Origin of the sequence: Actinomadura fulvescens (genome assembly GCF_039533225.1) — a bacterium.
GTDB classification, from domain to species: Bacteria; Actinomycetota; Actinomycetes; order Streptosporangiales; family Streptosporangiaceae; genus Spirillospora; species Spirillospora fulvescens.
Genome location: NZ_BAAATD010000005.1, coordinates 517,107 through 530,116 on the forward strand (window position 1 = coordinate 517,107; position 13,010 = coordinate 530,116).

Consider the following 13,010-nt stretch of genomic DNA (forward strand, 5'->3'; position numbering starts at 1 on the left):
GGGGGCGCGTTTGCGGACGGGCCCGCGCGCCGACCTTTCCGGCATGAGCCAACCGCCGCACGACCCCCGCTCCGGGGAGGAGCCGGCCGACCGGCCGCCGCGCACCGAAGAACCGCCACCGCACGGCGAGCAACTGCCCTACGCCCAGGAGCCACCCCGCGGGCAGCACTCATCGAGCGGTGAGGAGCCGTCATCCGGCGAGCAATCCCCACACTCGCAGCAGCCGCCCTACGGGCAGGAGTCTTCGCGCGGTGGGCACCCACCGCTCGGCGAACAACCACAGGGCGGCGAGCAACTGCCCTACGGGCAAGAGTCTTCACGTGGTGGGCAAGCGCCGCTCGGCGAGCAATCGTCACAGGCCCAGCAGCCGCACTACGGGCAGCAGCCACCACGCGGTGGACAAACACCGGGTGGCGAGCCTCCACGCGGCGCACAACTGCCCTACGGGCAAGAGTCTTCACGTGGGGAGCAGTCGCCACTCAGTGAGCAATCCGCACAGCCCCAGCAGCCGCCCTACGGGCAGCAGCCACCACGCGGTGAGCAACCGCCGGGCGGTGAGCCACCGCACGGCGAGCAACTGCCCTACGGGCAGGAATCCTCGCGTGGGCAGTCGCCGCTCGGTGAGCAGTCGTCACACGCCCAACAATCGCCCTACGGGCAGCAAACGCCGGGCGGTGGGCCGCCGTACGGAGAGCAACTGCCCTATGGGCAGGAGTCTTCGCGCGGTGGGGAGTCGTCACATGCGCAGCCGCCTTACGGGCAGGAGCCGCAGGAGGGTGGGCCATCGCCATACGAAAAGGCGCCGCCGCACGGTGGGCAGCCGTCCTACGGGCAGGAGCCACCTGGGGGTGGGCAGGCGCCTTATGGGCAGCAGCCGCCTCCGTACGGGGGTGGGTATGGCGGTGGGCAGGAGCCTCCGTATGGGGGGCTGCCGGGATACGGGGGCGGTGAGGGTGGTTACAACGATCCCACGGCCGGCCTGGCGAGCATCGGGCAGCGGCTGGGTGCCGGTCTGATCGACCTGGTGCTGGTGACGGTGGTGACCAGCATCGTCTCGCTGCCGTTCGTCGACTGGACGCGGGTGTTCGACCCGGACACCGGCGAGAGCGTGACGTTCTCGACCGGTCAGGGGGTCGCGAACCTCATCGGGGCCGTTCTGGCGTTTCTGTACTACTGGTTGATGACCCGGAAGTACGGGCAGACGCTGGGCAAGAAGGCCCTCGGCATCCGGGTGGTGCGGGAGGAGGACGGGGGCGCGATCGACAATGGCCGGGCGCTCAGCCGGGCCGCTCTCTACGTCGTGCTTCTCATGATCTGCTGCTGTGTGGCGGGGATCGTCGACGTGGCCTGGATCCTGTGGGACCGGCGGCGGCAGGCGCTGCACGACAAGCTCGCGCACACGGTCGTGGTCAAGGCCCGGCCTGGGGAGCCCGACCCGTACGCCGGGCGTTGACCGGCATGGGGCGGTAGATCCAAGTTGCCCAGAGTGCCGTTGCGAAGGCAGTCTGGGCACGTGACTTCGGCCGGACGCTCCCACAGCCCCCTGTTTCGCCGTCCCGTCCTTTGCGGGCTGGCCGCGCTCGCCGTGGCCGGGGCGTTGACGGGCTGCCAGGTGACGGTCCGCGACAAGGACCGCGCCGAGCCGGGCGCGCCGACGCCCGCGGCCACGGAGACGGGCGGCCCGAGCGGGCCGGACAGCGTGGGCGACCGCTATGTGCCGGGTGACGGCAACGGCGGCTACGACGTCCAGCATTACAAGCTGAAGCTCGCCATCACGCCGGGCGGCGCCAAGGAGCTCGACGGCACGGCCGAGATCACCGCCTCGGCGACCGCGCGGCTGAGCCGCTTCAACCTGGACCTGACCGGCCTCGACGTCGCCCAGGTGACGGTGGACGGGGCCGCCGCGCAGCACCAGCGGCAGGGCAGCGAGCTGATCGTCTCCCCGGCCAAGGCGGTGGAGAAGAACGCCACGTTCACCGTGGCCGTGCGTTACTCGGGCACGCCGCAGCCGGTCGTGGACCCGATCCTGGGCCGGTACGGCTGGATCCGCACGTCGGACGGGGTCTTCGTGGCCTGCCAGCCGAGCGGCGCGCACACGTGGTTCCCGAGCAACGACCACCCGAGCGACAAGGCCACGTTCGACTTCGAGGTCACGGTGCCGGAGGGACTCACGGCGGTGGCCAACGGCGAGCCCGCGTCGAAGGTGCCGAGCGGGGACGGCACGGACGCTCCGGGCGACGACCCGAACATCGTCCCGGCCGCGGCGGGCCGGCGCGCGGTCACGACGGCCTGGCGGGTCAAGGACCCGATGGCCACCTATCTCGCCACGGTGACGGTCGGCCGGTTCGGCGTGAAGACCGGCAAGACCCCGGGCGGCATCCCGATCATCACGGCCGTGGACCCCACGGTGTCGGCCGTGCCCCTGGACGTCTTCCACGCCAAGAGCGCCGAGATCACCGACGAGCTGGTGAAGCTGTTCGGGCCGTACCCGTTCACCTCCACCGGCGGCATCGTCGACAACGCGGCGGTCAACTTCGCCCTGGAGACGCAGACCCGGCCGGTCTACAGCGCGCTCGGCGCGGACCAGACGATCATCGCGCACGAGCTGGCGCACCAGTGGTTCGGCGACAGCGTCAGCGTCACCAGATGGCAGGACATCTGGCTGAACGAGGGCTTCGCCACCTACGCCGAGTGGATGTGGGGCGAGCGCATCGGCGTGGAGACCGTCCAGGAGAAGTTCGACGGCCTGTACGCCGACAGCGGTAACCGAGAGCTCTGGAACGTCCCGTCGGGCAACCCCGGCCGCGCCAACATGTTCGGGCGTTCGGTGTACGACCGCGGTGGGATGACGCTGCACGCGCTGCGCAAGAAGGTCGGCGACGACAAGTTCTTCGACATCCTCAAGACCTGGGCCAGGGAGAAACGCCACTCCAACGCCACGACCCCGCAGTTCATCCAGGTCGCCGAGCGCGTGTCCGGACAGTCGCTCGACACGTTCTTCGACGCGTGGCTCTTCCAGCGGGGCCGCCCCGCGCTGTGACGCGCTTCGTCTGCTGCGGGTGAACGAGCGGCAAGGGCTCGGAAAAGCCCGGGCAAGTGGCGCGACTTCGCCCCGCTTCGGCCATCAGTGTTGGCTGGGTGAACGGGCCTTGGGGACGCATGACCGCGGCGGCCACCGCCGCCGCCGTGCTGGTATCGATCAACAGCGGTGAGGCCTCGCCGGCCTCCGGATCCGACGCTGCGCAGGACTCCGCGCCCTGTCCGCGGACGTCCACGCCGACGCCCGCGGCGCCAGCGCCCGCGCCTGCGCCCGCGGCATCCGCGCCGGCCCCGGCGGCGTCCGCTCCGGCCCCCGTGGCGTCCGCCTCCGCGGCGACCGCGCCCGCGCCGGCGGTCTCTGAACGGCTGTTCCGCCGGATGGCGGTGCCGCAGCCCGAGGCCGTTCCGGCTTCGCCCCTCTCGGTGGAGCCCGGTCCCGACACGCCGCCCGGGGCGAGCACCGCGCTGGAAGGGTGCGATCCCACGAAGGCCGCGACGCCCGGCCCGGCGCCCGCGAAGGCCGTCGCGGGCAAGGCGGGCTCCTCCGGCCTGGGCGACGCGTACTTCCGTGACGCCGGCAACGGCGGCTACGACGTGCGGCACTACGACGTGGCGCTCGAATACGCCAAGGGCGGCAAGGTCGACGCGACCGTGACCGCCACCGCCGTGGCGACGCAGCACCTGTCGCGCTTCAACCTGGACTTCCGCGGCCCCAAGATCGTTGATGTCACCGTCAACGGGAAACGCGCCGCGCACCGCCGCAAGGGCCAGGAACTCATGATCACGCCGGCCTCGGCCCTCGCCGCGGGCAAGCCGTTCACGGTCGTGGTCCGCTACTCGGGACGGCCCGGCCCCGTGCGCAACGGCTCCCTCGGCACCTACGGCTGGGTGCCGAGCAGGGACGGCGCGGTCGTCGTCGCCGAGCCGGACGGCGCGCCCACCTGGCTGCCCGTCAACGACCACCCGCGCGACAAGGCGACCTACGCCTTCCGGATCACGGTCCCCCGCCACCTGCAGGCCCTCGCCAACGGCGCGCCGGGCCGGACCGTACGACAGGGCTCGACCACGATGTACGAGTGGTCGGAGAAGTCGCCGATGGCCCCGTACCTGGCGATGGTGGCCATCGGCAAGTTCCAGGTGAAGCGCGGCATGGCCGGGAAGACGCCCGTGATCACCGCGGTCGACCCGCGGTTCAGGAAGTCGGCCGCGGACCTGCACAAGACCACGATCAAGGCCCTGACGTGGGGTGCCGAGAAGTTCGGGCCGTATCCGTTCGCCACCGGCGGCGGCATCGTGGACGACCCGCGGCTGGACTACGCGCTGGAGACGCAGGAGCGGCCGGTGTACGCCGGGTTCGCGCCCGACGGCGCCTTCATCGTGCACGAACTGGCGCACCAGTGGTTCGGCAACAGCGTCAGCCTCAGGGACTGGCCGGACATCTGGCTGAACGAGGGCTTCGCCACCTACGCCGAATGGTTGTGGCGCGAGCGCGGCACGAAGGACTCGGCCAAGAAGATCTTCAAGCGCTACTACCGCCAGCCGGGCTCGTCGCCGATCTTCAACCCGCCGCCGGGCCGGCCAGGCCGCCGGGAGCTGTTCAGCTTCTCGGTCTACATCCGCGGCGCCATGACCCTGCAGGCGCTCCGCCAGCGCGTCGGTGACCAGGCGTTCTTCAAGATCCTCAAGACCTGGGCCGCGACGTACCGCGACTCCAACGCGAGCACGCCGCAGTTCATCGCGGTCGCTGAGAAGACCTCCGGCAAGCAGCTCGACAAGCTGTTCAAGGCCTGGCTCTACACGAAGGGCAAGCCCAAGAAGTGGTGACCAAGCCCGCCGCGACGCGTACGGTCGCGCTGCTCCTGACGCCCGCGCTCGTCGCCGCCGCCCTGCCCACCGGCACGACCGGCCATGACGGCGAACGGCCCGCTCCGGCAGCCGCTCCGGCGACCGCGACGGTCCCGGCGCGGGCCGGGTCCGAGGGGTTCACGGCGGGCTCGGCGGGCATCGGGGACTCCTACTTCCCGAACGCGGGGAACGGCGGCTACGACGTCGCGCACTACGCCATCAAACTGCGCTACATGCCGCAGGGCGGCCGCATCTCCGGGGTCACGACGATCACGGCGACCGCCACCCAGAACCTCGCCCGGTTCAACCTCGACTTCGCCGGCAACCGGGTCCGCTCGGTGAAGGTGAACGGCGCGGCGGCCTCGTTCACCCGGCAGGGCCAGGAGCTGACGATCACGCCGCGCGACGGGATCAGGAAGGGCGCCCGGTTCACCGTCGACGTGGCGTACGCGGGTTCGCCCCGGCGGAACCAGGCTCCCGGGCTCGGCAGGACCGGCTGGATCCCCACCGGCGACGGCGCCGCGACGCTCTCGCAGCCGGCCGGCTCCGCGACCTGGTTCCCGCTCAACGACCACCCGTCGGACAAGGCGACCTACGCGTTCACCATCACCGTCCCCAGGGGGCTGACGGTGGTGGCGAACGGCGAGTTCCAGGGCTCGGCGAACCTCGGCGCGACGAGCACCTTCACCTGGCGTTCCACCAAGCCGATGGCCGGTTACCTAGCGCTCGTCGCGATCGGGCGGTTCAGGACGCGCGACGGCCGGACGCCGGGCGGCGTCCGCAACTACACCGCCATCGACCGCGCCAACCGGAGCAGCACCGCCCGGTTCCAGGACATCACCGCGAAGGTGACCGACTGGGGCGCGCGCCTGTTCGGGCCGTTCCCGTTCGACTCCACCGGCGGGGTGATCGACGACGTGCCGGTCGGGTACGCGCTGGAGACCCAGAACCGGCCGGTGTACCCCGGCGGCGCCACCACCACGCTGATCGTGCACGAGCTGGCCCACCAGTGGTTCGGCGACAGCGTCAGCATCAGCCGGTGGCAGGACATCTGGCTGAACGAGGGCTTCGCCACCTACGCCGAGTGGTTGTGGAACGAGCAGCACGGCGGCCGCAAGGCCGAGGAGCGCTTCGCCGAGGAGTACGCGCACCCCCGCGACTTCGCGGGCTGGAAGGTCCCGACGGGCAGGCCGGGGCGCAAGAACCTCTTCGCCACCTTCCCGGTGTACGTCCGCGGGGCGATGACGCTGCACATGCTGCGCAAGACCGTCGGCGACGACACGTTCTTCCGGATCGTGCGCGCCTGGACCTCCGACCACGCCCACGGGAACGCCACGACGGCTGACTTCCGCAAACTCGCCGAGCGGGTCTCGGGACGCGACCTCGACCGGCTGTTCGAGCAGTGGTTGTCCACCCGCGGCAAACCAAGCCTGCACTGAACGAAGGACCATCCGAGCCGGGCATCGCCGCCGGGTTTGTGGCGTCGACCGGAAAGCTGGCCCGAACTGGCCGATTTGAGACCAAATCGCGCTTGCACGCCCATTGATCTCCCGAAATTCTTGGGGCTGCCCCGACAATTCTTTCGAGGACGAGGTCGATGAGCAGCAGATCCCCCAAGGTTCTGGCCGCCGTGGCGCTGGGCGCCACCGCCGGCCTTCTTGTTTCAGTGGCCCCCGCCGAGGCCGCTGCCGTCCGGTTCACGCCCGGCGCGCCCGGCGCGGGCGACCCGTACTTCCCCGACATGGGCAATGGCGGTTACGACGTCGCCCACTACGACATCGGGCTCAAGTACAACCCGGCGACCAAGGGCATTCAGGCCGTCACCCACATCAAGGCGCGCGCGACGCAGAATCTGTCGCGGTTCAACCTGGACTTCCTGGGCCCGTTGAAGATTTCGGCGCTGCGGGTGGACGGCAAGAAGGCCGCCTTCAAGCGCACCGGCGCCCAGGAGCTGGTCATCACGCCGCGCAAGGGCCTGCGCAAGGGCGCGCGCTTCGCGGTGACCGTGGCCTACTCCGGCGTGCCGCAGACGGTCAACGACCCCGCGCTGGGCGTCTCCGGCTGGGTGCCGACCCCGGACGGCGCGCTCATGGTCAACCAGCCCATCGGCGCCGCGACGGTCTACCCGGTCAACGACACCCCGCGCGACAAGGCCACGTACACGATCACGCTGGCCGCGCCGAAGGGCCTCACGTCGCTGGCGAACGGCGACCCGGCGGGCCGGTGGACCAAGGGCGGGACCACCGTCTCGCGGTGGGCGATGCGCCAGCCGATGGCCAGCGAGCTGAGCATGATCGCGATCGGCAAGTACGACGTGATCCGCACCAGGCTGAACGGGAAGATCCCCAACATCACGGCCACCGACCGGCAGCTCGGCATCTCCGCGGCTCTGGCCAAGGACTTCAACAAGCAGACCGGCGACTTCCAGAACTACCTCGCCACCATCTACGGCCGTTACCCGTTCTCCTCCACCGGCGGCATCGCGGTGAAGGCGGGCGTCGGCTACGCGCTGGAGACCCAGGGCCGGCCGGTCTACGACCTCACCCGGCGCCCGGGGACCATCCCGCGGCCTGATCTGATCATCCACGAGCTCGCGCACCAGTGGCTCGGCGACAGCGTGACGCCGAAGCGCTGGGCCGACATCTGGCTCAACGAGGGCTTCGCGACCTACTCCGAGTGGCTCTACTTCGAGAAGTACACCGGCAAGCCGGTCCAGCAGTCCTTCGACGAGGTGTACGCCACGCCCGCCGACAACGACCTGTGGAAGCCGAAGACCGCCGACCCCGGCCGGGACAACATCTTCCACGCGACGGTCTACGACCGCGGCGGCATGACGCTGCACGCGCTGCGCAAGGCGATCGGCGACGAGAAGTTCTTCAAGCTGGTCAAGGCCTGGCCGACCGTCAACCGGTACGGCAACGTCAGCACGGCGGACTTCATCCGCTTCGCCGAGAAGATCTCCGGCAAGCAGCTGGACGACCTCTTCCAGAAGTGGGTCTATTCGAGCGGCAAGCCAAGCCTCTGACCTGGCCAAACGTCGAACGGGCGGGTCAGCTCAGCGTCAGGGTGTAGCCCTTGGCGCGGAGCCGCCCGAGGACCTCCTCGCCGTGGTCCGAGCCGCGCGTCTCCAGGTGCAGCAGCACCTCGGCCTCCTCGACGTGGAGGCGCGCGGCGACCCGTTCGTGCATCACGTCCAGCACGTTGACGCCCAGCTCGGCCAGCTCGCCGAGCAGCGTCACCAGCGCGCCCGGGCGGTCCTTGAGACGGCAGCGGACGACCATGTAGCGGCCCGCCCCCGCCAGCCCGTGCCGCAGCACCTTGGCCAGCAGCAGCGGGTCGATGTTGCCGCCCGACAGCAGCGCCACGACGGGCGTCCGGACGGCGTAGGAGTGCTCCAGCAGCGCGGCGACGCCCGCCGCGCCCGCCGGCTCGACCACCATCTTGGCGCGCTCCAGGCAGAGCAGCAGGGCCTGTGAGATCGACTCCTCCGTCACCGTGACGACGGCGTCGACCAGCTCGTTCACCAGCTCGTAGGTGAGCTCGCCGGGCGAGCCCACCGCGATGCCGTCAGCCATCGTGGGGCCCAGCTCGACGCGGACCGGTCGGCCGGCGGCGAGCGACGGCGGGAACGCGGCGGCCCGTTTGGCCTGGGCGCCGACGACCTTGACCACGGGCCCGCCACGTTCGTCCGACACCGCGCGGAGCGCCGCCGCCACGCCCGACATCAGCCCGCCCCCGCCGACCGCGCCGACGACGGTGCGCACGTCCGGGCACTGCTCCGCGATCTCCATGCCGATCGTGCCCTGCCCGGCGACCACGTCCCTGTGGTCGAACGGGTGGATCAGCACGGCACCGGTCTCCACCGCGTAGGTCCGCGCCGCCTCCAGGCAGTCGTCGACCGCCGGCCCCGGGAAGATCACGTCCGCTCCGTAGCCGCGGGTGGCGGCCACCTTGGGCAGCGGCGCCCCCTCGGGCATGAAGACGGTGGCCTTGGCGCCGAGCATGGCGGCGGCCAGTGCGACACCCTGCGCGTGGTTGCCGGCGCTGGCCGCGACCACGCCGCGGGCACGCTCGTCGTCGCTGAGCCGCGCGATGCGCACGTACGCGCCGCGGATCTTGAACGAGCCGGTGCGCTGCAGGTTCTCGCACTTGAGGAAGACGGGACCGCCAACGATCTCGGACAGCACCCGAGAATGGATCAGCGGAGTGGGCACGATCACTCCGCGCAGCAGGTCCTGGGCCGCGCGGATCTCATCGACGCTGACGAGGTCCATCCCGGCATCCTCTCACCCCCGGCGATCTAGGGCGTGTCTCGAAGTCAGCTGCCCTGCTACGGGCGCCGACTTCGAGACACGCCCTACCCGGCCGGTGCGCGAAGGAAGGCTCCGACCGTTCAGTCGGCGTTCCAGTAGCGATCCGCGGCGAAGATCAGGGCTGCCGCACCGATGAGGCCCGAGGTCTGGCCGAGGGCGGCGGGCACCACCTGCACCTGGCGGGCGAACTCCATCCGCGCGTGGGTCCGCAGCGCGTCCTCCAGCGGGTCGAAGAGCAGCGCGCCCGCCTGCGACAGCCCGCCGCCGATCGCGACCACCTCCAGGTCGCACAGGTGGGTGGCCGAGGCGATCGCGATGCCGAGGGCACGTCCGGCACGCACCATCGCGGCCTCGGCGACCGGATGGCCGCGGCGCGCGTCGGCGGCCAGCTCCACGCCGTTGGCGTCCCGCCTGCCGGGCCGCCAGCCCTGCTCCTGCGCCCAGGCCACCAGGCCGGGACCGCGCGCGACGGCCTCCAGGCAGCCGCGCCCGCCGCACACGCACGGCGGGCCCTCCGGGTCGACGACCACGTGGCCGATGTGCCCGGCGTTGCCGCTGGCGCCGTCGATGAGGTGCCCGCCGAGCACCATCCCGCCGCCGACCCCGGTCGACACCACCATGCCGAGCACGTTGTCGCGGCCTCGCCCCGCACCGCGCCAGTGCTCGCCGACGGCCACGCAGATCGCGTCGTTGTGCACGCGTACGGGCAGGCCCGGGTACCGCGACCGCAGCCGTTCCCGCAGCGGGAACCCGCGCCACGCGGGGATGTTGAGCGGCGACACCGCGGCGGCCGGCCAGGTCATCGGCCCGCCGCAGCCCACGCCGACGCCCGCCAGCTCGGGGGCGCCCGCGTCGGCGGCGATCTTGTCCAGCAGCGACTCCAGCGTCCGCCAGAGCCCCTCCGCGTCCACGCCCGCGTCGTTCGGGGTGGCGATGCGGTCGTAGGCGGCGACGCGCCCGCCGGGCTCCACCACCGCCACGGCCGTCTTCGTCCCGCCGATGTCGATCGCCAGCACCGGCGAACCGGTCTCCGCCACCGGGTCGGTCATTCCGGCCCGCCGGAGCCGAACGCCAGGATCGAGGCGGTGAAGCCGTGCACGTGGTTGCGGCCGGCCACCGGACCGATCTCCCCGGCCGCGAAGAAGCCGCCGACCCCCACGTTCCCGAACGTCCGGCTCAGGACCTTCGCGTCGTGGTCGGAGTCGCTGAACATCGTCCGGCCGCGCCCGTTGCAGGAGAACAGCAGCGCGCCCTCGACCGGACCGAGCTCGAAACGGTCGAGCAGCGCGGCGAGGTCCTCGTCGGCGGCGCCCGCGTCGCGCACCTGGAAGCGCACCGTGCGGCCGACCTCGACCACGTCGCCGATCGCGATGGCGCCGCTGTCGGTGTCGGCGCCGACCACGCTGCGGACCAGGAAGTCGCCGTGCTCGTGCTCCTCGGCGTACTCGTCCATGGCCACGCCGATCAGCAGGCCGCGCCCGGCCAGCTCCTGGTCCTCCTCGGGAAGGCCCAGCACGACCTGCTCCAGCTTGTCGAGCGCCGGCGTGCCCGCCAGCTCGTACAGCACGTTCTCGTCGGCCCTGGTCACCACCATGTCGGGGCCGATGGGCCGGGCGCCCTGGCTGACCACGGTGGCGGCCGTGACGTCGCCGCCCAGCACGACCCCGACCGCGCCCGAGTCGAAGATCTCACCGTCGACGAACACGCGGGTGCCGCCGCGTCCGCCGGGTTCGAGGCCGCCGCCACCGCTCTCGGCCATGCCGCCCACCAGGGGAAGGCCCGGCATCGCGTCGTCGGAACGCTCGACGAACGCGTCCACGGGGAAGGTGTACGGGTCGGCGAGCAGCACGCCCACCACGTCGTCGTCGTGACCCTCGGGCATGCCGACCACGATGAGGCGGTCGTCGGTCTTGAGCGTCTCCAGCCGGAAGGGCTCCAGCCGGGCGCCGGGCAGTACCGCCGCCCACGCGCTGACCGCGCTGTCCTCCTCCACGCCGCGCCCGCCGCCGATCACCCCGGAGGCGCTGCAGCCGAGGACCACGGCGCCGTCGGCGACGTTCATGGCACGGTACGCCGCGGATTCGAGCTCGTCGGGGTCGCTCGTGGAAATGAATACACAGACCAGATCTGGTGGTGCTTCCAGTGGTGAAAGCGCCTGCTTGACCGCCGATTCGGCGGCGTTGGGCAGATCGGGTCCGAGGGCCAGGCCGTCACCGAAGCGCGCCATCGGCCTCCCCTCCTTCGAGCCGTACACCGGATGGAGTCACGGTCCCAGTCTCCCTGCTCGGTCGCGCTCGCCCAAATAGGTCTCCCGCGAGCCCGCCAGGACGCCGTGGCGGGCGGGTGAATGCGGCGGGCAGGGTGCGATTCCGGGGATCCGCGACGTAATGTCGATCGCGTGCGTCCAACCAGCGAGACCACTCTGGGCGAGCTTCGCACCAGCGGTCACATCCAGCGGTCGGTGAAGGCCGAGATCCGTCACAACCTGCTCGTCCGGCTGAGATCCGGCGAGCCGCGGTTCCCCGGGATCGTCGGCTTCGACGACACGGTGCTCCCCCATCTCGAACGCGCCCTGCTGGCCGGGCACGACCTGGTGCTGCTGGGCGAGCGCGGCCAGGGCAAGACGCGGCTGATCCGTACCCTGACCGGGCTGCTGGACGAGTGGACGCCGGTCATCGCGGGCTGCGAGATCAACGACCATCCGTACGAGCCGGTCTGCGTGCGCTGCCGGCGGCTCGCCGCCGAGGTCGGCGACGATCTGCCGATCTCCTGGAAGCACCGGGACGAGCGGTACGGCGAGAAGCTCGCCACCCCGGACACCTCGGTCGGCGACCTGATCGGCGACGTCGACCCGATCAAGGTCGCCGAGGGCCGGACGCTGGGCGACCCCGAGACGGTGCACTTCGGCCTCGTGCCGCGCACCAACCGCGGCGTCTTCTCCATCAACGAGCTGCCCGACCTGGCCGAACGCATCCAGGTCGCGCTGCTCAACGTCCTGGAGGAACGCGACGTCCAGATCCGCGGCTACGCGCTGCGGCTCCCTCTGGACGTGCTGCTGGTCGCCAGCGCCAACCCCGAGGACTACACCAACCGCGGCCGCATCATCACGCCGCTCAAGGACCGGTTCGGCGCCGAGATCCGGACCCATTACCCGCTGGAGCTGGACGCCGAGCTCGACCTCATCCGGCAGGAGGCCGCGATCGGCGAACTCCAGGCGGAGGTGCCCGGCCACCTGCTGGAGGTGATCGCCCGGTTCACCCGGCTGACCCGCGAGTCGACCGCCGTCGACTCGCGTTCGGGCGTGTCCGCGCGGTTCGCGCTCGCCGGCGCCGAGACGGTCGCCGCGGGCGCGCTGCGCCGGGCCGCGCTGACCGGTGAGGAACGTCCGGTGGCGCGCGTGTGCGACCTGCCCGCCGTCGTGCCGTCCCTCATGGGCAAGGTCGAGTTCGAGGTCAGCGAGGAGGGCCGCGAGCAGGAGGTGCTCGAACACCTGCTGCGGCGCGCGACCGCCGAGACCTACCGCCGCACGCTCGGCGCCGCCGACCTGTCCGGGCTGCTCGACAAGTTCGACTCGGGCGAGGTCGTGGAGTCCGGCGAGCTCGTGTCGTCGGCCGAGCTGCTGCGCCGCATCGGCCCGGTGCCGGGCCTCGCCAAGATCATGGAACGGCTCGACCTGTCCGGAGACTCTCCGGGACAGGCCGCGGCCGCACTGGAGTTCGCCCTGGAGGGCCTCTTCCTCACCCGCCGGCTGTCCAAGGACACCTCGTCCGGCCGCGCCGACGGGACCGCCACCTACCGAACGTGAGTTGGGGC

At 71.5% G+C, this 13,010-nt stretch carries 9 protein-coding genes; 6 read left to right on the top strand and 3 right to left on the bottom strand.

Going from position 1 to position 13,010, the window contains the following annotated elements; translation table 11 throughout:
• Positions 1-43: 43 nt before the first annotated feature.
• The 5 genes from ABD333_RS21445 to ABD333_RS21465 all read left to right on the top strand — a co-directional run bounded on the left by ABD333_RS21445 (position 44) and on the right by ABD333_RS21465 (position 7,909).
• Positions 44-1,453 carry an RDD family protein gene (locus ABD333_RS21445; RefSeq protein WP_344543481.1) on the top strand — a complete coding sequence of 470 codons (1,410 nt, stop codon included), beginning with the start codon at positions 44-46 and terminating at the stop codon, positions 1,451-1,453.
• Positions 1,454-1,513: 60 nt separating this feature from the next.
• Positions 1,514-3,040 (top strand): M1 family metallopeptidase, encoded by a 1,527-nt coding sequence (locus tag ABD333_RS21450; RefSeq protein WP_344543482.1) that lies wholly within the window; start codon positions 1,514-1,516, stop codon positions 3,038-3,040.
• 98 nt (positions 3,041-3,138) lie between these two features.
• Positions 3,139-4,863 carry a M1 family metallopeptidase gene (locus ABD333_RS21455; RefSeq protein WP_344543484.1) on the top strand — a complete coding sequence of 575 codons (1,725 nt, stop codon included), beginning with the start codon at positions 3,139-3,141 and terminating at the stop codon, positions 4,861-4,863.
• On the top strand, positions 4,860-6,323 hold the full coding sequence (locus ABD333_RS21460) for a M1 family metallopeptidase (RefSeq protein ID WP_344543486.1): 1,464 nt from the start codon (positions 4,860-4,862) through the stop codon (positions 6,321-6,323). Before ABD333_RS21455 ends, ABD333_RS21460 begins: the two co-directional genes overlap by 4 nt.
• A 158-nt stretch (positions 6,324-6,481) precedes the next feature.
• Positions 6,482-7,909: a M1 family metallopeptidase gene (locus ABD333_RS21465; protein ID WP_344543487.1), complete on the top strand. Its 1,428-nt coding sequence runs from the start codon at positions 6,482-6,484 to the stop codon at positions 7,907-7,909.
• A 25-nt stretch (positions 7,910-7,934) separates the two neighbouring features.
• On the opposite strand, the gene ilvA is transcribed toward ABD333_RS21465, so the two are convergent.
• From ilvA to ABD333_RS21480, 3 genes are all read right to left on the bottom strand, one after another.
• Positions 7,935-9,158: a threonine ammonia-lyase gene (ilvA, locus tag ABD333_RS21470; RefSeq protein WP_344543489.1), complete on the bottom strand. Its 1,224-nt coding sequence runs from the start codon at positions 9,156-9,158 to the stop codon at positions 7,935-7,937.
• Positions 9,159-9,277: 119 nt separating this feature from the next.
• Complete coding sequence (locus ABD333_RS21475) at positions 9,278-10,246, bottom strand: ROK family protein (protein ID WP_344543490.1); 969 nt, start codon at positions 10,244-10,246, stop codon at positions 9,278-9,280.
• Positions 10,243-11,424 (bottom strand): FIST signal transduction protein, encoded by a 1,182-nt coding sequence (locus ABD333_RS21480; protein ID WP_344543492.1) that lies wholly within the window; start codon positions 11,422-11,424, stop codon positions 10,243-10,245. The genes ABD333_RS21475 and ABD333_RS21480 overlap by 4 nt, the downstream gene beginning before the upstream one ends.
• A gap of 171 nt (positions 11,425-11,595) precedes the next feature.
• Between ABD333_RS21480 and ABD333_RS21485 the strand changes: the two genes are divergently transcribed.
• On the top strand, positions 11,596-13,002 hold the full coding sequence (locus tag ABD333_RS21485; protein WP_344543493.1) for a sigma 54-interacting transcriptional regulator: 1,407 nt from the start codon (positions 11,596-11,598) through the stop codon (positions 13,000-13,002).
• The last annotated feature ends 8 nt before the right edge of the window (positions 13,003-13,010 follow it).

Coding starts and splice junctions, on each gene's coding strand:
- ABD333_RS21475 (WP_344543490.1), bottom strand. CDS start 10,246: ATGACCGACCCGGTGGCGGAGACCGGTTCGCCGGTGCTGGCGATCGAC.
- ABD333_RS21445 (WP_344543481.1), top strand. CDS start 44: ATGAGCCAACCGCCGCACGACCCCCGCTCCGGGGAGGAGCCGGCCGAC.
- ABD333_RS21480 (WP_344543492.1), bottom strand. CDS start 11,424: ATGGCGCGCTTCGGTGACGGCCTGGCCCTCGGACCCGATCTGCCCAAC.
- ABD333_RS21465 (WP_344543487.1), top strand. CDS start 6,482: ATGAGCAGCAGATCCCCCAAGGTTCTGGCCGCCGTGGCGCTGGGCGCC.
- ilvA (WP_344543489.1), bottom strand. CDS start 9,158: ATGGACCTCGTCAGCGTCGATGAGATCCGCGCGGCCCAGGACCTGCTG.